The following is a 22,417-nucleotide window of genomic DNA, read 5'->3' on the forward strand; positions in this document are numbered from 1 at the left end:
CTCAGCGTCTAATCATCCGATCATGCGATGTGGCAAAGTCAAATGCCCACAAGGTCGCCACGTCTCTTTTCCAGAGCACTTTCCAGGCTGCTCATCTGCTGCTGGTTCCACTTCTCCGCTACCGCGCGACTTGCTTTGGCATAGTGTGCTGAGAGTTCGCGATCTCGCACCAAGGTCAGTATCGCATCTGCCATCGCCTGAGGGTCGTCGTCGGGCACGCATATGAGGGCATTTCCCCGCAGCGATTCGAGCCCGCGACTACCGGTCTCGGTGCTTACGAGCGGCACGCCCAATGCGAGGCACTCCATTGCCTTGATGTTGACCCCGGTTCCCATTCGCACAGCGTTGACTGCGACACTCCCGTGAGCGTAGGCGTCCGCGACGTTTTTGACTCGCCCGAGTTTGCGCACGCCCGGCGCATTGGGAACCGCGGTACAGACATCGCCGGCGAGAGCCAGTTCAAAATCCGGGATTTCGTTTCGTAGCAGTGGCAATACTTCGTCGATGAAGTAGCGAGCGGCCTCGACGTTGATCGAATTCACAGAGCCGACGAACACCGCTCTCGGGGCATGTGGGTCGGTGTGACGGGCGGACAGATCGAGCAGGTGCCCCACGGTCTTCATTTGTACGGTCTGCCCTATTAAACGCGTGAAGATGTCTGAATCATGCTCCTGCATCCAGACTACCGCGTCGGCGCGTAAAAAACCTCTGCATTCCTCTTCGATTGTGGTGGAGAACCATTCAGGAACTTTCCCGGCACGCAGGTATATCAGATGGCGATCTGCAAATTGGTCCATGGCGTCAATTACCCTCATGACTTCGGGAGGGAATGCTTCGAACGCGCGGGAGAAAAATACGTATGCGACGATCACGGCATCGAAGGCATGTGCGGCGTGCAGTTCGCGCAATGAATCGTGAATAGTCGGATCGTACCAATCGTCTATGTTCCAGAGATAGGCTGCCTCGCTTCCAGCAAGGCGGCGCAAACGCCTGACTGCGCGTGGAACGATCCCGCTTCTCGCATACGGAGGCCGGTAGCCCAATCGATGCAATCTCTTGCCGAAGTAAGCTTGCATAGCCGCTTCATCCCCGGATTCCATGGAAATCCATGCATAGTCCACCGAGTGGCCTGCTGCACTCAACCCCTGTTCGAGTGACAGGAGCCGGGCGCGATTGCCAGCTGTCGTGGGATGCGTCGGGGTCGGCGAAATGATCAATATCTTCATGGTGTCCTCTTCCTGGCTCGGTTGAATAAAGCGGTGATTGCGGGCCGACTTTGCGATCTCCGCTCGAGCAGCACTGTTACATCATGAGGGGCTTCTACGTAATTGTCTGAGCGTTGCGATGATTTCGAAGAACACATTCCGGGCGGCGAAGGAGACGAAACCGACGTAGATCAGCACGCCCACGCCGGACAATAAGACGAGACGGTAGATTGCATGCCACTCCGCAAGCTCGGCGTTCGATCGCAGCGCCGCAATGACCGCGCTCGCGACCGCGCAGCCGAGAAGGAACGGACGAACACGCGAAAGCAACGTTCTCAGCGATATTCCTATGAGCCTGCGAGTGATGATGAAGCTCGGTACCATGGTGATCAACTGGCCCAATACATACCACCAGACGATCGTAGCAAGCGGCATGTCCCGGGCAAGCCAGACGGTGATGAGCGTCACGGGCGTTTTGAACAACAGAAAGAGAAGTCCGATATGGGGCTTCCCGATTGCGTTGTAGACCGTCCCGTTATAGAACTCCATCACCTCAGCGGCCCCGAGCAGCGCCATCGGCCGCATGATATCGGCGCTTTGCCGCCACTTTTCGCCGAAACAGGCAACCGTGACTTCAGGTGCCACGCAGGCGAGAAGGATAAAGATCGGCACGGCAATCGCGCTCGTGACCGTGATCGCCTTGTAGTAGGCTCCCGCTATCGCTCGACCGTCGGACGCAACGCGCGAAAAGCCGCTATGCGCGACGTCGAGAATGGCGCCGCTCAGCGCGTACATCAGCGATTGGTAAACCTTCACCCCGACCAGATAGGTGCCGAGTGCTGAAGCGCCGAGGTTCGTCACGAGGAACAGTTCGATGCCACGCGTGTAGCCAAAGTAGAGTATGTGCGAGCCGACTCTGCTTGTCCCATAACTAAACAGGCTACGAATACCTTCGAAGTCGAAGTTGAATGAGAATCTCCACTGCGCGCGAAGCCAGAGAAGGCCTGTGTTCGCAGCAGCGGCGATTACCAACTGTGCAACGAGGCTCCAGATACCATACCCGGAGAGCGCAAGAGACATGCCGACCGCCCCCGAGACGAGGGTCGACGAAAACGCGCAGACCGCGATCCAGCGAAAGTGAAAATTCCTCTTATGCATTGCCTGCTGACTGAAGCCGAGTGCAGTGAACAGGATGCTCAGGCTGGCGACCCGCAACACGAGGCTTAACTCTTCGAGCTTCATGTATTTCGCAATGAGTGGGGATGCGAGCCACAACACCGCGAATAGCAGTACGGAAAGTGCAAAATTGACGATGAATGCCGTGTTTAGCAGAGCCGGCGTGACGCTGGGGCGCTGCACGATCGCTTCGCCGAGGCCTTGGTCGACGAAGATGGAGACGAACCCGAGCACGACCATCGCCGACGCAAAAACGCCGAACCCGTGTGGGTCGAGCAATCGCGCAAGAATGGCGAATAGGACCAGCGAAACGACCTTGCCGCCCCAGTTTTGAACGGCTGACCATAGGAGGCCGGAAAGCACCTTTCCATGCAGGTCTTCGGACATAGGATTTTCCTGGGCTTGTGTCGAATCGCGACGAGGCGCTCGGTCAAAAGCTCGCCGTCGGCGCTCATGCCGACTGCCTGCAAATAGCGCCTTTCTCGTGTCCGAACAGCCGGACGAACGGTCCTCTCGGCACGGCTGTCGGCCTGATAGATTGTACGGCTTGGCGTGCTCGCCCACAGCCAGCGCTTGCGAGCAGTCTCCCCGCCGCATTCGCGGCTAGAGGCGAGCTGCGGCCGCGCAATCGTGGCCCAAGGTCGATACTTCACGCCTTACGAACCGGTCCTACACATCAGTGTTAAGGGTCTTGCGCATGGTAACCAGTCTCGCGCCACGACAGCGTGGTTTGCCGCACGTGATGCCTGTTTTTTGCGCGTACTCACTAGACCTTGGCCTAATTAATCTAGAGCATTGCGCGGCCCGCGAATATGCGCCATTGATCAAATTGCGTGTGTCTTTCCCTGAGATGTAGACGCATAGCGGGTCTCACCGTCTTGTCAGAAAACGTAACTATGTATAACTAACTGAGCGCGTCGGGTCACGCACGTAGGTCTATTGTTTTTTCCAAGAATCGTGGCACTATCACAGCGTAGCGCGATCGCTAATATGTAGTGAAGATCTGAATGCCGAACACGGAGGGGTCCGTTTCACGTGGCGTGTTCAGACACCGCGAATTGTTATGACAGATATTCTCGGACGCATGGTCACACCTTCAGTAAGTCGAAGCGGCCTCGCGTAAAAACGAAGCGGCGAAAGAAGACTGTTGAATATGCCGATGGATGGAACGCGAATGTCAGCAGGTCATGGCAGTGTGATTTGGTTTGGTTTCGAACGGATGAAGAGCATTTCCTCCTTGCGCTGCGCGCGGGGCGCTGTCGTAGCCGCTGCAACCTGTTTCTGAACGACGATCGCTGTGTGCTCCGGATACTTTTCTGGCTGCAGCGTTCAGCCGGCACGCACGCACCTATGCGTCGTGGCGCTCAAAGTTTCTGGTCCCCTTATACGCACGTCGCCAATCAATCTGGGAGAACGGTGACGCACAGGCAAATCGCTAATCGTGCTGTAGGGAAATACTAAAAAATCAGAGGAAAGAGACATTATGACGCTGAAATATCCAGTCTACAGTCCGTACCTTGGCGGTCGTGAAAAGGAATTCGTTCTTGATTGTCTGGATTCCACGTGGATATCCTCGAAGGGAAAGTACATTAGCGAGTTCGAGACCAGATTTTCATCCTGGCTAGGCGTTGAACGCGGGTTGTCTGTTACCAATGGGACGGTAGCACTGCACGTTGCGCTCGAGGCTTTAGGCATTGGGCCTGGAGATGAAGTGCTGGTGCCAACTCTGACCTATATTGCTTCCGCTAACGCGGTGAGATACACCGGTGCGAACGTGGTGTTGGTTGATAGCGAGCCAGAGTATTGGCAGATGGATGTCAAGGACGCGGAGCGTAAGATCAATAGCAAGACGAAAGCGATCATTGCCGTCCATCTCTACGGGCATCCGTGTGACATGAAAGCCGTCATGGAGCTTGCAAAAAAACATTCACTATTTGTCGTTGAAGATTGCGCGGAAGCGATTGGCACACGCTACGCCGGCCGCCGCGTCGGAACTTTCGGCGATGTCAGCTGCTTCAGCTTCTTTGGAAACAAGACGATCACCACGGGTGAAGGTGGCATGGTGGTGAGCAATAATTCGCGGCTCGCTGCGCGAGTCGCGCATTTGAAATCGCAGGGGCTTGCCGCTGATCGGGAGTATTGGCACGACGCCATCGGTTTCAACTACCGCATGACAAATCTGTGTGCGGCGATCGGTTGCGCACAGATGGAATCAATCGACGAAGTGATTGCGAAGAAACAGCAGATCGCTGATTGGTATCGAGAATCGCTAGCCGGTGTTCCGGTCGAGGTACATCGTACTCAGCCAAGCGCGTTTCACAGCTTTTGGATGGTATCGATTCTCACAAAAATGGCATCCGATCGAGACCCACTACGTGTGAAGTTGAAAGACTGCGGTGTCGAGACGCGCCCGCTTTTTTATCCGGTTCATCAGATGGACATGTACAGGTCACTTGGCGAAAGTTTCCCGGTTGCAGAAAATATCGCGTATCGCGGAATCAATTTGCCGAGCTACCCCGCACTGACGCGAGCCGACGTCATGCAGATTTGCTCGTACGTGCGCGAATACTTCGACTAGTTGTCCAGGTGGACTTGCCGTGCATGGCCGGCAGGCGGTCCACGCCATTCGCAAGGCGGATCAACCGCGCGCTGACAAGAGCGGGAGGATAATCGCTCTCGCTATCCTTCACAACGCGGGGCGCCGGACGTAGCCTCGTCGAGGCATTGGGTTGGCGATTCATTGATCCGGCCTTTTCCACTTGCCAGATACGCCATGGTTGGCCCGACACGGTCCCATGCAAGAGTACGGGAACAACGTTGCTTGGCGCGCTCGGCTTTTGTCACGCATTCGCCATAGTGTTCAACTGACCATGTCAAACAGTCCGCACCCTGGCTACCGCTATTCCCGCTCATGTACGTACACTCATCTTCATTTAGATAGTCAACGACACCCCCGACTTTCGAAACGACCATCGGGATTCCGCAGGCCATCGCTTCCAGAAGTGTGTTATTGGCGGTCGCGTCGATTAGCGGAAGGAACAGAATGTGACACCGCAAGTACATTCCCCTTAATTCAGCGTCGGTCAACGCTGAATACCACGTGACGTTGTTCAACCGTGCAACGGCATAGTGATGTTCCGTAACCCTTGCCAGGAGGGGGACAACCAGGTGGAAGCGGAACCGGGAAAGCGTCCCCCTCGAATCTAGCTCATCGATGGTCTCGCGAAGCATGCGGAAATCACGAAGCCACATACCGCAAAACAGCACGTCTATCGCGGCGTCGGCAGCTGACTCCGGGCGGGAGCCGGACGCTCCGAAGAAATCGAAATCGACGCCGTGAGGAACAAAGCATGTGTTCTCATGGCCCAGTTCCCGCGCGTGAAACGCAGCGGCGTCGCGCGATAGCGCAATGACCGTATCCACACTCTTATACACGTTATGCGCGACGCCGGCGACTCTCCACCACGCCGGAGGCTGGTGCGACACGCCTGCAATGCGCGTCGTCCGTGGCAACCATTTCCTGGCTGCGGAGAAGGTATTGAAGTGGTCTTCTAACGCTTCAAAAAAGACAACATCGAATTGTCTCTCCGTGGCCATTCTGCGAGCCGCAATCTCCAGCAGTCGGCCGCTGCGGCTATAGAAAGGACTCCAACCTTTCTTCTTCGGCCGACCGAACAAGTGTGTGCGAATGCTCTGACGTATTTGCCACGCGAGTAGCTTTACCTTGTCGTGCCACTTCGGCGCGACTCGCACAACTTCAAAGGACTCGTCCAGTGTCCGACTCAATGGCGCCAGCCCGCTATGGCTCCCGAGGTGGGACCACGATGCACCGACCAGCAAAAGCGTGGCTCTGCGTGCAGATGTGCCTGAGTTCATTGTGCTTCCTCGTCTCGTTCCTCGCGCCATTCGGATTGTCAATTCCGCGACAAGCTCAGCGAGCCCCAGTTGAAACTCCTCGGACGAACGAACCCGATTGTAAGTCGGTTCTGTGTCGTTCGCCCCGCAAGGCTGGCGAAAACGGCTGTAGATGACCTATACGGTCTTGATACCCGTCGGCCGAACGTATCTGGAAGCAGACCTGTCGCGCCGACAAAATTTGCGGGTTTTTGAGTTTTTGCTCTGTGCGCTGACACACGCCGATGGACGTCGACATGGTCGGTTGCAGCGGAAACGTACGGCTCGATACCTCGATTGGCGGCCGCGCCGGAGCCCGAATGAAAATTGAAAGGATGGATTCGCGTAATATATAACTTTCGCGTGACGGATTTTGTGGTGGGGAACCGAGAACTGCCCAAGGGACGAAGGGTGACCGCCTGACGTCAAGCACTGGCTGCGGTAGGCGGGCTTGGGGGCGCGACTGTAGTAAAAACAAAATACATGTGTTTCTGATTGAGCGGATTTGTGCTCTGTACAGGTTGTCGTACAACTTTTTGCGGAGCAATTTCCGAGATGTTTGGCAGGCTGCCTGTCGAGGGGCGGGCGGCGCAACACTGAATTGCGGAGAAGGTATGCATTGGATCACCATGATCGGGACAATAGCCATAGGCGCTGTTTTGATTATTTCGTTGCTGGCGATGTTCGATATTCTGTTCCTGAAGCCGACTTCCCGGACCGGAAAATCACGTTTGGCTGATGTGTTAAAGGGGGGCGCATCGCTCCCCAAGGCGGACGCCTCAGCCAGAACACGCCGTCGGCAGCGATTTGCGGACAAAAAGAACTGAATTCAATGATCGCCTGCCTGGATTCCAGATTCGACGCGGGCGCGTTCCGCGCAAGCCAGCCGCAGAGAAGATAGCGCAAAATACGTTGGCAGCCGCGGGCCCGTCCCGAGAAATACGCCGACAACGTCGGAAAACGCGAGCAACCCCAAGTGGCGTCTCCGCCGCATTTAATTTGGATACCGAACGATGGATGCGGGCTGGGCTTCAATTGCTCCGGACGGGTTTCTTGTCTTACCGTTAAGCAGAACGCCCAAGGGAGGCAATTCGCGCCGTTGATTGCTGAGATCACAGCCCGTATCGCAGGTCTGTCACGTCCAGCATTTCTTTTTTGCTTTGAGGCTCCCACAATGTTCGACTAGCCGCGAATACTCGCGCAGTCGATCGCGAAAACTCTATAATTAGCCCCACTCTTCTCGGAGAGCATTCGGGGCCAGCGATCTGGAATCCTTCCAAGGGGCAAGCACATGAATGGTGACGATTTCCGGCCAGTCTGGCAGTGTCGGGCGCCCGGCCGCGCTGCGATCGATTGGAGCGTCGCGGCGGCGGTCCCGCGGTGGGCGGTTCGTTCGGTTTCTACAATGACGGCATGGCGGCGGCGCCGGAGTGGTTTGATGTCACTAATGGTCTGCGTGTCGTCCGTCGCCTTTGCCTACGATTCTCCCGTACCACGTACATCTCAATGTCCGTTGACATCATTTGTTCCTCCGGCACTTTTCCACGCTAAGGATCCCCGCGATTTCGGCGCAAAGTGCGATGGTGTGACGGACGACAGTGCCGCGTTCCAAAAGGCGATGAATTCGGGGGACGTAAAGGTGGCCGCCGGCACATGTCTAATCAACAAAACAGTCACAATCAGTGTCAGCAACAGACATCTGGAGTGCGCGCCAGGAACATTGCTCAAGCGCACGGTCTCGAATGCCAACAGCATGTTCCTGTACGAGGCCGGACACGGCGCGCTAGTCGGCGATAGTATAGTGAACTGCAATTTTGAAGGTGCAAATTCTCCCCGTCCGCTGATCGATTTTAATGCTCCGGGACATTGGGATATTCCAGTGCTAACAAGAGATAACGTCAGTAACTTCCTACTGGCCGGAAATACTTTTAAACAATTCTTCGGGCAGTCGATGTTCCAGACCACCGCCGCCAACGCCGGTAGCGGTGACAAGGTTATTTTCAATACGTTCATGAGTTGCCCGCTCTATGGGCCGGCTTTCGTCGGCCATAGAAATGGTTACGTTGCCTACAATAGAGTGATCGGCTGCACTGCGGGTGTCGAAAACGATGATGCCGGAGACAATACTGGTGGAAATATTTTTGAATGTAACAGGGTGACCTCAAACGGCGCACCGGGATTCATCACCGGCGGCGTCTATGGCGCCCACACCAATTACAGCGGCAACATCGTTCGCTATAACATCATCGCCGGTGATAATACCGGCATTCTGAAAAAGCACAGAGATGGCGGAAAGGATGCTCAGTACTTCGGCAATTCTTGTACCGAAGGATGCGACGTCAAATAACACGTAATAGTCGGCAGTGCCCGCCTTGATGGCGTCTGGCGGGTAGTTGCTTTGGATGCTCGTTACGCAAATTGCGACATCTCCGACAAATCAGAGGATTTTGGAGAAACCTGCCCGTTAGCATCGAGCCACGCCTCGAACATCAGAATGGCCCACAGTTGGTTTTGCCAGTTGTGGGTACCTGCAAGATGCTGCCGCCACAGGCTTTCAACTGCTGATGCGTTGAAAAATCCTTCGTTTCTGAGCCGCGTTCCGTCGAGCAAATCGGACGCCCATTCGCGTAGTTCACCCCGAAGCCACGCGGCAATCGGCACGGCAAATCCCTGCTTCGGCCGGTCGATCAACTGTCTTGGCACGTGCAGGTCAAGAAGTTTTCGCAGCAACTGCTTGCCTTTGCCGTCGCGCACTTTCATGGACAGTGGAATGGTCCACGCGAACTCCACTACGCGCCGATCGAGGAACGGGATACGCGTTTCGAGGCTCACACGCATTCCCGCGCGATCCACTTTCGTAAGGATATCGGTTGGTAGATATTGCAGGGTGTCAAGATACATCATCCGTTCCGCGTTGCTGAGACCGGATGGCAGGCCTTCTGCCCAAGACGCACCGATCAGCGGCTCTTTGCCAGTCAGTACGATCTGCTCTGGCGCATCGAACGTGGACACGAGCCGCGCGTAAAATGCTTCAAGGCTGTCCGCGCCCATGACGTCCGCAAGTTTGTGCAGCTTGTCGCCTACCTGAGCTTGGCGACGATTCTTCGGCAGCAGGCCGAGCAGGGGCGCGGCCATTCGGTCAAGATGTTCTCGTCGAACGCCCTTGATGCAGTGTGCGGCGAAATGTCGAGCAGACAATGGCACGCTGTCGAGCCTGTTCCAGAGTCCTTGCGCCGCCACGTGGCGGTTGTACCCGCCGAATAGTTCGTCCCCGCCATCTCCGGATAGGCTTACCGTCACGTGCCGGCGCGTCATCTGGGAAACCAGAAAGGTCGGAATCTGCGACGAATCCGCAAAGGGCTCATCGTAGATCTGCGACAACACTGGAACGACATTCAACGCGTCTGCGGCCGTGGCGTAGAGTTCATGATGTTCTGTGCCGAGATGCCTGGCAACGGATTTCGCATGTTCGGCTTCGTCGAACCCCGCGTGGTCAAAGCCGATGGTGAAAGTCTTAATGGGACGCCCAGTCTGAGCCTGCATCAGTGCGACAATAGTCGATGAATCGATACCGCCTGACAAAAACGCGCCTAGCGCTACGTCTGCCACCATCTGTTCGCTAATAACGGTGCGAAGCAATTCGTTCAGCACTACGACCGCGTCGGATTCGCTGCCTGCGAATGGGTTGGCACGGCCGCGCGCCACGGCATCGTTGAGGGACCAGTACGTCTCGACGGTCACATTAGTGCGATCAGGGCTAACTGTGGCAACCGTCCCGGGCATCAGCTTGCTCACGCCCGTGTAGATCGTGTATGGCGCTGGAATGCTGTTGTAACGCATGTAGAGGCATAAAGCATCACGGTCGATGTTTGCCGCGGAGAACGTCGGGTGCTGGCGCAGTGCCTTGAGTTCGGAACCGAAGAGAAACGTGTTTCCCATCCACCCGTAATACAACGGCTTTTCGCCAAGCGGATCTCGCACCAGGGTGAGAACACGTTCGTCGCGATCCCATAGTGCAAAGGCGAACATGCCGCACACCGTCTGCAGCGTCCTTTTGATGCCCCATTCGGCGATCGAGGCAAGCAGGACTTCTGTATCAGAGTGTCCGCGCCAAACGGGCGGATTCGCCAACGCGTCAAGTTTCTTGCGCAATTGCCCGAAGTTATAAATCTCGCCGTTATAGACGATGACATAGCGGCCGCATGCAGAAATCATTGGCTGATGTCCCTGTGCGGACAAGTCGACAATCGCCAGGCGCCGATGCCCTAGTGCGACGCCTGCGTGCGCGTCGACCCAGTATCCGGAGTCGTCGGGGCCGCGGTGCTGGATGCTGTCACACATGTTCCTCAAATGCCTGAGGCTCGCGGCTTCATCGAGCAGACCGCGAGTCAGGAAACCTGTGATTCCGCACATCGCCATGCTCCCTTTTGTACCGTGCTATACGCCTGTTTGTAGTGATCCCAGGTCGACTCGATCGAAAAGAGGGAGCGGATGCGTTGACGCGCCAGCTCCCCCAGAGTTCTCTGCTCGTCCGTGGACAGGGCCAGCAGCGACAATAGTCCGGACGCCAGCGCCTCGGAATTCTCTCGCGGAACGATTCGCCCCAGATTACCGACCAGCAATGCCGTGTCTCCGACATCGGTCGCGACGCACGGAACCCCGCAAGCCATTGCTTCGCCGACGACGGTGGGAAATCCCTCGCTTCGCGATGAAAGGCAGAACACGTCGAAGCCGGGGATCAGAAGGTGCAGGTTATCTCGCGGACCCAGGAGGTGAGACACACCGAAGACACCGGCCTCCTCCAGTGAGCTGCGCAACGCGCGGTTGTCGCATTGCAGGCCCTCTCCAATCATTACGAATTGGACACGCGGCAACTGCCGGTGCACGCGGCCGATGGCGGCAACAAAATTCCCATAGTCCTTGACAGCGTGGTATCGACCGACGATGCCGACGATCGGCACGTCGTCCTCGACACCGAGCAATTTCCGCAGACTGGTTCGCGCAGTTTCCTCTGGTCTGAACAAATCGATATCGAACCCGTTCCGTATGACATGCATGCGCTCAGCACAGTAGCCGCCTCGAATGTGGTTTGCTTTCACCGAGTCGGCGCAGCAAACAATGAGGTCAGGGATTTTCGACGACACCATGGCGCAACATTTGGCAACGAGTCCAAGCTTTGGTCCAACGCTAAAGGCTGGGAACTCGGTTTGGTGAATGGCCCACAGCAAACCAAAGCGGCGTGCTCCTTTCTCACGCCATGCCAGAAGCTGCCTTGCGACATAGGCGGCGACGCCGCCGAAAAGGTCTGCGTGGTACATCCACGTCTGGACGATGTCAGGTTTGAAGGCGACGATCCAGCTGATCATCCGGCCGAGAAGAAAAGGCTGAGGCACCCCGCGTTGCATGCCGAGGATGCGCACTTCCACCCCGAGTGCCCGAATCCTGTCTCCCATCATGTCAAGCGACGAAAGTGAGATCACCAGGTGTTCAGTGCCGTCAACTTGCGACTCGCGGATCAATCTGTAAAGCAGCGTCTCGGCTCCGCCCACCCCAAGACCTGAAATGATGTGCAGGATTCTCATTCGCTAAGCTCGTCGAACGTATGTTATGCGTTCAGCACCCAACGTAAACACAGCGACATATCCGATGGAAACCAGGATGAAGACGACCACTTCCTGGTCGACCTGCTTGGACGCTGCAACCAGAATGCAACCTTGACAGCTTTGTATGCTAGACGTTAATCCTGCTGCAGTCCAACAGTTGATGACGATTATAGTTAGTTGTTCGACGGAAAGAATGGCGATAGCCTGACGAGCATTGGGCCACGAGATGTGAGGCTCGTCGAAGTGGTCATAGTCTCATTTATTGTTTTTAATCTTCTTTAAATGGCCGTAGTAGACAGTGAAAAGACCGAATAGAAAGGGCGGCCTGAGACAACATGAGCGGAACTGAAGGCGACGCTCGGTAGCGTGTGCGGTCCCGCACATCGAGTGACGGAGGCAACCTGTAGCGTGCGCTAGTGGAGGGATGAATGCCCCTGCCGTTGGTAGTCCGAACCTCGGCTGCGAAACTTCATTCCACGTGCGGGTTATTTGTCTGAACGTATCCCTCGGGGGGCGGGGTCTCGAATGCAAGCGGGCGTTGAGAAAGATAATCGATAGAGACGCCGATGCTTTTCAGCTACCAGAAAAAATCATGACACTCCCGAAGTTACAGGGCACGCAATAGGCGAAGGTCATTGCCTTCAACGGAGTGTGCGTTCCCCCCACAAGGAAGGAAGATTCATGCACGCATCGAACGACTTAAAGCTCGCGGTAATTGGCTTGGGCTATGTGGGCTTGCCCCTCGCCGTAGAATTCAGCAAGCGGCGATCGGTGGTTGGGTTCGACTCGAACCCTTCCCGTATTTCTGCATTGCGCGAAGGGCACGATAGGACGCTCGAGGTGAGCGATATTGAACTGGTGAATGCCACCCGGCTTACGTTGAGTGCTGACGTCGCTGATCTGGCCGATTGCAACATTTACATCGCGACCGTTCCAACGCCGATCGACGAGTATAAGCGCCCGAACCTGACCCCGTTGTTGCGGGCAAGTGAAACGATCGGCACGGTGCTCAAACGGGGCGACATTGTTATCTACGAGTCGACGGTGTACCCGGGGGCGACGGAGGAACAATGCGTTCCGGTCCTTGAGCAAATATCGGGTCTCAAGTTCAACGTCGATTTCTTCGTTGGCTACAGCCCCGAACGGATCAATCCAGGCGATAAGGAGCATCGCATCACCGACATCCGGAAGGTGACGTCCGGATCGACCCCAGAGGTCGCGGAGACGGTCGATTGTCTCTACCGGGAAATCATCACGGCGGGGACTTTCAAGGCAACCAGCATTCGCGTGGCGGAGGCCGCCAAAGTGATCGAAAACACGCAGCGCGATGTCAATATCGCGCTGATCAACGAGTTGTCGATCCTCTTCGGCAAGATGGGTATCGACACGGAGGCGGTGCTGCACGCGGCTGGCACGAAATGGAATTTCCTGCCGTTTCGGCCGGGACTCGTGGGCGGCCACTGCATCGGAGTCGATCCGTACTATCTCACGCACAAGGCGCAGGCGTTGGGTTACCACCCGGAAATCATTCTCGCCGGCCGGCGGCTCAACGATAGCATGGGCACCTATGTCGTATCGCAACTCGTGAAAGAGTTGACCAGGCGCCGCATGGTCATTTCAGGCGCGCGCGTTCTGATCATGGGTCTGACGTTCAAGGAAAACTGCCCTGACCTGCGCAATACCCGGGTGGTGGACATCATTCACGAGCTGGGGGAGTATGGTCTGGCCGTGGATGTGTACGATCCGTGGGTGTCGAAAGAGGACGCGCGTCACGAGCACAACATCGATCCGATCGATAGACCCGAGGCCGGTATTTACGACGCCATCATCCTGGCGGTGGCGCACCGCGAATTCGTACAACTCGGGGCGGCGAAGCTGCGCTCGTACGGGAAAGAAAACCATATCATCTACGATCTGAAATACATCCTGACAGCTGAGGCGAGCGATCTTCGCCTGTAGAAGGGCAGTTCAGACGCTTCACGCTCTCCATTGCAGTGACTCGGCAAGTCACACGCTGCCGCTAACCAGGAGTTGCCGTTAATGACGGACCGCTTTGATCGCATACGACAACAGCTTGTCGAAGAGCCGAAGAAATGGCTTATTACCGGCGTAGCAGGCTTTATTGGTTCCAATTTGCTGGAAGCGTTGCTCAAGCTCGACCAGTGGGTAGTCGGGCTGGACAACTTCGCGACGGGATATCAGCATAATCTCGATGAAGTACGGAGCCTCGTCACGAGCGAACAATGGAGCCGGTTCAGATTCATTGAAGGTGACGTCCGGAACTCGGATGATTGTGCGGCCGCTGTGACGGGCGTCGATCACGTTCTGCATGAGGCTGCACTCGGGTCCGTGCCGCGCTCCGTGCACGATCCGATTACCACTCATGATGTGAATAGCGGGGGATTTCTCCGCATGATGGTGGCCGCTCGCGATGCCGGGGTGGCGAGCTTCACTTATGCGGCATCGAGCTCGACATATGGCGACCATCCTGGCTTGCCCAAGGTGGAAGACCTGATCGGACGGCCGCTATCGCCCTATGCGGTAACCAAGTTCGACAACGAGCTCTACGCCGATGTCTTCGCGCGTGTCTATGGCTTTGGTTCCGTGGGCCTTCGCTACTTCAACGTGTTCGGCAAGCGGCAGGATCCAAACGGTGCGTATGCCGCTGTTATCCCGCTGTGGACGGCTGCGCTTATCCAGGGCGACGACGTCTACATCAATGGTGACGGTGAGACGAGCCGGGACTTCTGTTTCGTGGATAACGTCGTGAGGGCGAACCTTCTGGCCGCCACCGCAGAGGCGTCGGCGAGGAATCAGGTCTACAACGTCGCGGTGGGCGATCGTACGACCTTGAACCAGCTGTACGAGAGGCTGAAACAGGCGCTTGCCGCTCATGGCGTCTTTTCCGACAAAACGCCGGTGTATCGTGAATCCCGACTCGGGGATATCAGACATTCGCAGGCAAGTGTCGAAAAAGCGGAGACCCTGCTGGGATATACGAAACGGGTGCGGCTCGCGGACGGTCTGTTCGAGGCGATGCCCTGGTATATCCGCAATGCTGGCTCGTCGTCGGCATCTGCCGGGACCGAGCAGCCAACACGGCGCCAGCTTTGAAGGCTGGCCGTGCCGGGATGCGCAGATAATTTTCTGAGTCAGCTTGCCCGCAGTCCGGACATGCCCACGGGAACGTGATGATCGGGCGCGGCGATACGGCGCATTGAGCGGTGTGCAGATTACTTGGAAGCACAAAGCAGGAGGCCGCATGACCATGCCTAAGGTAGTGCTGTTCGCCAACACGGATTGGTATCTCTACAATTTTCGCCTTTCGCTCGCGCGCAAGTTGCGCGACGACGGTTTCGAAGTCATTCTCCTATCACCAGGCGGTGAGTACGGCCCCAAGCTGCAAGAACTTGGATTTCGCTGGCAGCCGGCCCCAATGAATAGACGCAGTCTGAATCCGCTGCGCGAACTGGCGCTCATCGTATGGCTAGCACGGTTTCTGTCCCGTGAGAGCCCGGACATTGTGCATGGCTTCACGATCAAGAGCGCGGTCTATGGTTCGCTCGCGAGCAAACTCGCCGGCGTGCCCGTGCGCGTCAATGCGGTGGCGGGAATGGGTTATGTGTTCACTAGCCGGGACTTCAAGGCGCGTATGCTGCGGCCTGTGGTGCGCCGCGTCATGCGTTTCGCTTTGGCCGGATGCGGCAGTGCATTGGTCCTGCAGAATCCCGATGATGTCGCGTTGTTCGAGCGCTCAGGAATTGTCGATCAAACCGCAATACGGCTCATCAAGGGTTCAGGTGTGAACCTCGCTCGATTCAAGATGCGGCCGCACACGGAAACGGATGCGCAAGGGCCATTGCGGATATTGCTGGCCGCACGCTTATTGTGGGACAAGGGCATCGCGGAGTACGTTGATGCGGCCCGGGCGCTTAGGAAGGAAAATCGCTCCGTTAAATTTCTTCTGGCCGGGCTGCCGGATGAAGGGAATCCGGCATCCGTAGATAGGGCTATCGTAGAGGGCTGGGTGAAGGAAGGACTCATCGAATGGCTGGGTCATGTCAGCGACATGCCGAAGCTGCTGTTGGAAATAGACGTCATGGTCTTGCCGAGCTACCGCGAGGGGTTGCCCAAGACTCTCATCGAGGCAGCCGCATGCGCGTTGCCGCTTATTACCACCGACGCTCCGGGATGCCGCGAAGTGGTCAGCAAGACGGGTGTTAACGGCATTGTAGTTCCGGTGCGCGACCGCATCGCGCTGGCGAATGCCATCCGATTGCTCGATGATGACCGCGTTCTGGCCAGAAAGCTTGGCCTTGCTGCGCGCGACAGGGCGCTCAAGGAATTCGACGAGTGTATCGTCATTGAACAGACCTTGGCAGTGTATCGGGAACTCCTGCCTACTTTGGGGCGATCGACGATCCCAATCTAGTACGAAGCGGCGGTTTGCCAGGAGCGGAGTACTAACCTCCCGTTCGCCAGCATGAAGAAGCGTCGGCGAAGGCAGTGAAAAGCGCTTCGATTATTTTGCTTCGGCTAGAACTGCAGAGGCGCCATGGCATCCAAGGCTTGCAGCACACCGGTCAAAACTCTTCCGCCGATGTCGTGATGAAAGATCCAGACTCCATTTATCCGCCCTCGGAACGCGGGCTCATTCCCGATCTGAGCGTCAGGGCGAAAGCCGGAACCCAGGCCGAACGAAAACAGTCCGCTTATCGCTTCGCCATTGATGCTGAGCGGGCGCCCTAATGGGTCAATCTCGATTCCGCCGCGGCAGACCTGCAGCGGAATCGGCGCTCCCCAATGATCGAGCAGTGTGGGTATGTTTGGTCCATAACCAGCCCCGTGAATCACGGCACATGAGTTAGCCACGCATTCGGCTGCGCGGGCGCGCGCGGCTTCGCCGGAGCCTGCGTCAATGAGTTCAACGCGCGGCTTCGCTCCCGACACGCCTCCGCGTGACAGGATGGAACATGCCACCTCGAACGCGCGGTAGCGCAAACCGCTTGCGCGATTGACGCGTTTTGTGATCGGGCAGACATCTTTCGCTGCGTCGACGGAATAGCCCCATAAACGCGCTTCCTCCGCAGTTTCAAAATAGAGCCGGATGGGCGAGCGATGAATAATGGCTATTTCGTGCAGTTTGATATCGCCGAGATCTGTCGCGAGACGCTCCGCCATCGTAAAGGCGCTATGTGCACCCCCGATGATCGCAATGCGGTTTATGCGTCGCGGTGCCGTTTGTGCGAGAACGGGGGCGAAGGTATCGACCAGTTTCGCACTAGAGAGGCGAAGCAGATCGTCAGACGTGTACGTTTTGACATTCTTGCCAGGCGATGGAATACGCAGCATGCGACACAGGCCGTCGATTTCTTCGACACGCTGTCTTCCGCCTGGATTCATCACCACGGTGTCGCTTGTTATCAGGAGAGGTGTCGCAGGCTTACGCGTGTCGTGATGAACGATCTCGAACCGCCCGTCTTCGAGGCACCGGATCGTCTCGACTTCGTGCCCGCGTAGTACTTCTACGTCGTAATGTTCGGTCAAGTGGGCGATAAACCGCTCTGCCGCAACGGTGAGCAGTGTGCCGACGTCGGTTAGCCGCGGCGTGCTGTCGGCTGCCGCTGTGAGTATTCTGTCCAGCGACGAGCATTCGCTTAGGTCGCCTAATACTTTTTCAAAGCATTCGTGTTCCAGGCATTCCAGAAAGGTCTTGACCATCGAATAGCCGGTGACGTTCACATAATCACCGAGTTTGCCGGCTCCGAGGCTGGAGCGTTTGTCGATAATCAGGAGACCATTTCTGGCAATATCCGCCAGCTTGCCGGTTCTGTAGGCATGAAACAGAAACCCCATCCCTGCTGGCCCGGCACCGCATGCTACGCATGAATAGTTGGTGCGTACTGCTCGGGAGCTTGCCATGGTTTTTGCGGTGGGCCTTTGCATGTATTGGGCTCTGTGGATTATCGGTAAAGGCTACCCCATCCGCCGCAGCGTGTTAGGGGAAACCGGGCAGATGGCGCGTTCAAGGAAGACGTCGCGACTGAATCAAACATTGGCATTGGGTCCGTCTGAGAATCGTGGGTGCCTATAGACTCGGCATTCTGCGGTCATTTCTAATATCTCCCTAGGAAGCCTCATTTCTTGTGCATGGCCTCCTTGCGCTCCTTCAAGCTTGACGAGCCGTGCCTAAGCTCTGGATCTCGGTCCGGAAAGAGCCATCCGCTAGATACGGCTTTGACTTAGCCAATGGTTTTGCACTTCGCAGCAGCAGAGCGTAGGCCGGACCGCTCTCACTCAACCGTAACTGACTTAGCCAGATTGCGTGGCTTGTCCACGTCTGTTCCTCTCGCACACGCCGTATGATAGGCCAGCAATTGCAATGGCGCGACGTGAAGAATGGGGGACAGCAGCCCATAGTGCTCCGGCATTCGGATCACGTGAATACCGGCCTCATTGACGATGCGCGTGTCCGCATCCGCAAACACATACAATTCACCGCCACGTGCCCGCACCTCCTGCATGTTTGATTTCAACTTTTCGAGCAACGTGTCGTTTGGCGCCACCGTGACTACCGGCATGGCCTCAGTGACCAATGCGAGTGGTCCGTGTTTCAACTCGCCCGCCGGATAGGCTTCCGCATGAATATACGAGATTTCTTTCAACTTCAATGCGCCTTCCAGTGCGATCGGGTAATGCAAACCACGTCCCAGGAATAAGGCATGGTCCTTGCGCGAAAACTCTTCGGCCCACGCGATGATCTGCGGCTCGAGCGCTAGTACGCTGTTCAGTGCAAAAGGTAGGTGCCGCAACTGCGCGAGGAACACCGCTTCCTGGGTCGCTTCGACGTGCCCGCGCAGCTTGCCGAGCGTGACCGCGAGCATGAACAGGCTCACTAACTGGGTTGTGAAAGCCTTGGTCGACGCAACGCCGATCTCGGTGCCGGCGTGCGTAAGAAATGACAGTTCCGTAAGGCGCATGATTGCGCTCGTCGCTACATTGCAGATAGCGAGTGTGTGCGTGTGCCCGAGCGATTGCGCATGCTTCAGCGCGGCGAGCGTATCGGCGGTTTCGCCCGACTGCGAAATCACGAGCACCAGCGACTTCGGGTTCGGCACGGATTCGCGATAGCGGTACTCGCTCGCAATCTCCACCTGCGTCGGAATCTTTGCAACGGATTCGAGCCAGTACTTCGCTGTCAGGCCCGCGTAGCAACTCGTGCCACAGCCGATAATGAGCACGCTGTCAATTTCGCTCAACGCGTTGGCCGCCCCGGCTCCGAATAGCTGGGGATCAAACCGATTGGCCTGCGCAATCGTGTCGGTAATCGCGCGCGGCTGTTCGAAGATTTCCTTTTGCATGAAGTGGCGATAAGGTCCGAGTTCGACGGCGCCGCCGTAAGCCTCGACTACGCGCACTTCGCGTTCAACATGCAAACCTTCCCGATCGACGATCTTCACGCTCTCCGGTGTTATCTCGACGACGTCGCCTTCCTCAAGGAACGCGAACCGGTCTGTGCTGCCGGTGAGGGCCAGCGCGTCGGAAGCGAGATAGTTTTCGCCGTTGCCGACACCGACGACGAGCGGCGAGCCTTGCCTCGCGCCGACCACCGTATGTGGCTGGTCTCCGTGGAGGACCGCGATCGCATAGGCGCCGTGCAGTTGCTTCATCGCGTCGCAGACGGTCTCGAACAGGTCGCCCCGATACAGGCTGTGGACCAGATGCGCGATGACTTCTGTGTCGGTCTGCGAGACAAACTCGTAGCCTTTGGCGCGCAGCATTTCACGCAACGCCTCGTAATTTTCGATGATGCCGTTGTGCACCAGGGCGATCCCGTCACGGGAGAGGATCGGATGCGCATTGGCGGTGACCGGTGCGCCGTGCGTCGCCCAACGCGTATGGGCTATCCCGCACGTGCCGTCGAGATGCGAGTCGTGCACCTCGGCGTCGAGTGCCGATACGCGCGAAACGCTGCGGGCACGCCGCAACTCGCCGCGATGCATCACGGCGACACCGCAAGAATCGTAGCCGCGATATTCGAGACGGCGCAGGCCTTCGACCAGCACCGGTACGATGTTACGCTGCGCAACGGCGCCAACTATTCCGCACATGATCTGATTCCCATTTCATGGTTTGTGTTGTGCGCGCGGAGCAGCCGCGGCCCGTGGTCTGCCGTGCGGTGCGTTGTGGCATCGCAGATGTCCGGCGGTCCGCCTAGTTCCAGCCATTAAGTTTGCCAGGTGTCTTATTCGCCGTGCACGATGAACCTGTAACCGCTCGAGTCGTTGAGTTTGACGGTGAATGCGCGACAGGACTCATTTTTCGCCGCATGGGTCAGCGGCATCTGTACGTTGTCGCACGCACGCGGCTCATTGCTTCCTCGCACGGCAACCTGAGCGATTCGGCTGGCCGGTTAGGCGTGTCACATCGATTAAGTGGTTTCCCTGGTTCGAGGGCTGTAGAGGTCAGCGGGGCAGCTCAAAGTGGCCGCATCACGGAGTTCAGACGGACGGCGCTTAACCTTGAAGGATTGGCTAAGTACCTGTCGCATCAATCCAGTCGGGGATCGCAACTATAAATGAATAGGAGCCCGGCTCGAAATTATCTTTAAAAATAACCCGCATTGATTCTCCGAACATCAATCTCCCCACAGTGCCGTACAATAATTTGAACAAAAAGCCAGCGCTGTTAGGTGCCCGGGGATAGTTTTGGATGGACGCAAATTTTGAATAGCCATACGACTTTAGGAGATTGATGACTCTTGATTGGCCATTCGTGAAGTCAGATAGATGCTGTTCGAACAGCAAAATGGGTGCATTATTTTTAATAGTCTTTTCCGAACCTTGTAGAGCCTCATATTCGTGACCCTCCACATCTAATTTGATTAATTTTATTTTTTCTGAAGTATCAACTATTGAATCCAGTGTTTGCAATTTGATATTTTGAGTGTGCGTGGACGGTGCGGTAGAAACGTACGAGCCGCCCATGTTGTCCTGATTAACGTGGAGTAATGCTTCCCTGTTGCTGCTAGATATGCCAACATTAAAGCACGTGATATTTTCAACGAGATCGGAGTTAAGTGAAAGTATTTTATAGGTTCTTGATGCCGGCTCGAAGCTAAATACTCTTTCGAAAAAATCTGAAAAAAATAGGCTGTGATTACCTATGTTTGCACCTATATCAATCGCGGTGCCATTAAAAACGCCCTTGTATTTTGAAATCCAGCCGAAAAAGGTTTCCAGCTCTTTAGCCTCGTAAATTCCGTTGAGGTTAATGTCGTGGGCTATATGGTCAAAAGAGAAAACAACTAATTGTCTTTTGTTGGCAAGATGTTTTTTCGACTGCTGGAGCAGTAGAAAATTAATTGGCCAAAAAACCATCTCCCTAAGAAAAACAAGCCGGCCATAATTTTTCATAAAAACTGGCGATTCGCTGAGGCTGTCTTCGCGCATTATTTCCCTCGTTGTTCCTTGATTGTTGCGATGACTTTTTATTTCACCCGGCAGATGGTCAAACTTTATTGGCAGCATTCTTGACGCATTGATGCAAGCGTCGTCGGAACTCATGGGTCTTGCATAATCGAAACGGCAAAAGTATTCCCGGGGGGCTGAGGCTCTGCTTGCTGGCGCAGTCGAAGGAGATCTGCCGCTTGCCACGACTATGACCGCAACTCACGATGGTCTCATCGCTATCAGGCTGAAGCGTCTAGTCGTGAATGTCAGTGCGGTGCCGCACCGACTGACGATTTAGTGCTCCATCGGCATGTTGGCGCAAGTGCCCAGAATCGAGACGGGTTGCAGCACCAATCCACCCGGGTTAAGCGCTCCCGCCGCGCCGGAACTCGATCATGTTTAAAAAGCACTTGACGTGAAGCCAACTTCGCGGCGGCGGCCGCTACTGGGGTCTTACCAGACGCCAGTAGCGGCGCCGATGAGGATCTTTTTGATCTTCGTTGGCACAAGTCATGACTGCACGGCCATCAGAGCAGCGAGACACGAAGCGCCTGAGCCATGAACAGGCTGGCGGCGAGAAAATTGTATGAAGTCCGTGCGATCCTCGATTCGTTACCTTTACGCAATTGTTATCGTATCGCTTGGTGAAGAAATTGATTGAGCAACTGAATCCCGATGAAACCGGAGCCGCTACACGGGGTAGGGCGGCCAATGCTCTCAACTTAAGCCCCATTGCGTTAAGCGAGCTTGTAGGCGAGATGATGATGGGGCTTGGCTTTTCTGGGTGGTCGTGAGTAGGCGCGCGAAGGCTGGATGCGGCATCGGGTCGGGGGGGATTACGTCAAGCACATCGGCTAGCCTGTCGAGACACTGCTCAATGCGCAGAAGGCAGCCACCGAGGATGGGCTGAAGCGTACCCAGCGCGTAAAGCCGGTTCGGACGACTGGCGCGCTCATCCTCGCTGGGCGTGTCAAACTCGCAGAGCAATGTACTCAGATTGTCTGCGACAGTCTTTGCGCCGAAGTCCTGCTGTAGCGCCAGGTAATCGAGACCTGTCACAGCTTCCAGCCGCAGCCGGTGTTTGAGT

At 56.2% G+C, this 22,417-nt stretch carries 14 protein-coding genes and 1 pseudogene; 6 read left to right on the top strand and 9 right to left on the bottom strand.

The annotated features are described in order from the left end of the window. Nucleotides 1–38: 38 nt before the first annotated feature. Nucleotides 39–1,226, bottom strand: coding sequence for a glycosyltransferase (locus PQQ96_RS15650; RefSeq protein ID WP_408293282.1), 1,188 nt, complete (start codon nt 1,224–1,226; stop codon nt 39–41). A gap of 81 nt (nt 1,227–1,307) precedes the next feature. Then, nucleotides 1,308–2,768 (bottom strand): lipopolysaccharide biosynthesis protein, encoded by a 1,461-nt coding sequence (locus PQQ96_RS15655; RefSeq protein WP_408293285.1) that lies wholly within the window; start codon nt 2,766–2,768, stop codon nt 1,308–1,310. Between the two features lie 1,096 nt (nt 2,769–3,864). Here PQQ96_RS15655 and PQQ96_RS15660 point away from each other — a divergent pair. Continuing rightward, complete coding sequence (locus tag PQQ96_RS15660; protein ID WP_408293288.1) at nt 3,865–4,959, top strand: DegT/DnrJ/EryC1/StrS family aminotransferase; 1,095 nt, start codon at nt 3,865–3,867, stop codon at nt 4,957–4,959. 101 nt (nt 4,960–5,060) lie between these two features. Here the strand turns inward: PQQ96_RS15660 and PQQ96_RS15665 are convergent, their stop codons facing one another. Next, a complete protein-coding gene (locus tag PQQ96_RS15665) occupies nt 5,061–6,257 on the bottom strand; it encodes a glycosyltransferase family 4 protein (RefSeq protein WP_408293291.1) in 1,197 nt (398 codons plus the stop codon). A 632-nt stretch (nt 6,258–6,889) separates the two neighbouring features. Here PQQ96_RS15665 and PQQ96_RS15670 point away from each other — a divergent pair. Both PQQ96_RS15670 and PQQ96_RS15675 read left to right on the top strand, forming a co-directional pair. After that, nucleotides 6,890–7,102: a hypothetical protein gene (locus tag PQQ96_RS15670; RefSeq protein WP_408293293.1), complete on the top strand. Its 213-nt coding sequence runs from the start codon at nt 6,890–6,892 to the stop codon at nt 7,100–7,102. Nucleotides 7,103–7,713: 611 nt separating this feature from the next. Next, the gene (locus tag PQQ96_RS15675) at nt 7,714–8,622 is read left to right on the top strand and encodes a hypothetical protein (protein ID WP_408293296.1); all 909 of its coding nucleotides are present in this window, start codon (nt 7,714–7,716) and stop codon (nt 8,620–8,622) included. 62 nt (nt 8,623–8,684) lie between these two features. Here PQQ96_RS15675 and asnB read toward each other — a convergent pair whose 3' ends face one another. Together asnB and PQQ96_RS15685 are read right to left on the bottom strand one after the other, a co-directional pair. After that, a complete protein-coding gene (gene asnB / locus PQQ96_RS15680) occupies nt 8,685–10,688 on the bottom strand; it encodes an asparagine synthase (glutamine-hydrolyzing) (RefSeq protein ID WP_408293298.1) in 2,004 nt (667 codons plus the stop codon). Next, nucleotides 10,664–11,857 (bottom strand): glycosyltransferase, encoded by a 1,194-nt coding sequence (locus tag PQQ96_RS15685; RefSeq protein ID WP_408293301.1) that lies wholly within the window; start codon nt 11,855–11,857, stop codon nt 10,664–10,666. Before PQQ96_RS15685 ends, asnB begins: the two co-directional genes overlap by 25 nt. A 702-nt stretch (nt 11,858–12,559) precedes the next feature. On the opposite strand from PQQ96_RS15685, the gene tviB reads away from it, so the two are divergent. From tviB to PQQ96_RS15700, 3 genes are all read left to right on the top strand, one after another. Further along, nucleotides 12,560–13,837 (top strand): Vi polysaccharide biosynthesis UDP-N-acetylglucosamine C-6 dehydrogenase TviB, encoded by a 1,278-nt coding sequence (tviB, locus tag PQQ96_RS15690; RefSeq protein WP_408293302.1) that lies wholly within the window; start codon nt 12,560–12,562, stop codon nt 13,835–13,837. Nucleotides 13,838–13,918: 81 nt separating this feature from the next. Continuing rightward, nucleotides 13,919–14,992, top strand: a complete 1,074-nt coding sequence (locus PQQ96_RS15695) for an SDR family oxidoreductase (RefSeq protein WP_408293305.1) — start codon at nt 13,919–13,921, stop codon at nt 14,990–14,992. Nucleotides 14,993–15,140: 148 nt separating this feature from the next. Then, nucleotides 15,141–16,310, top strand: a complete 1,170-nt coding sequence (locus PQQ96_RS15700; protein WP_408293308.1) for a glycosyltransferase family 4 protein — start codon at nt 15,141–15,143, stop codon at nt 16,308–16,310. A gap of 104 nt (nt 16,311–16,414) precedes the next feature. On the opposite strand, the gene PQQ96_RS15705 is transcribed toward PQQ96_RS15700, so the two are convergent. The 4 genes and pseudogenes from PQQ96_RS15705 to PQQ96_RS15720 form a co-directional block, all read right to left on the bottom strand. Next, nucleotides 16,415–17,824: a hypothetical protein gene (locus tag PQQ96_RS15705; RefSeq protein ID WP_408293311.1), complete on the bottom strand. Its 1,410-nt coding sequence runs from the start codon at nt 17,822–17,824 to the stop codon at nt 16,415–16,417. Between the two features lie 347 nt (nt 17,825–18,171). After that, nucleotides 18,172–19,989, bottom strand: coding sequence for a glutamine--fructose-6-phosphate transaminase (isomerizing) (gene glmS / locus PQQ96_RS15710; RefSeq protein ID WP_408293314.1), 1,818 nt, complete (start codon nt 19,987–19,989; stop codon nt 18,172–18,174). Between the two features lie 423 nt (nt 19,990–20,412). Beyond that, the gene (locus PQQ96_RS15715; protein WP_408293316.1) at nt 20,413–21,444 is read right to left on the bottom strand and encodes an FkbM family methyltransferase; all 1,032 of its coding nucleotides are present in this window, start codon (nt 21,442–21,444) and stop codon (nt 20,413–20,415) included. Between the two features lie 603 nt (nt 21,445–22,047). Further along, nucleotides 22,048–22,417 (bottom strand): annotated as a pseudogene (locus PQQ96_RS15720) (hypothetical protein); the annotation flags it as partial.

The organism is Paraburkholderia sediminicola (assembly GCF_046027825.1).
Classification (GTDB): domain Bacteria; phylum Pseudomonadota; class Gammaproteobacteria; order Burkholderiales; family Burkholderiaceae; genus Paraburkholderia; species Paraburkholderia sediminicola_D.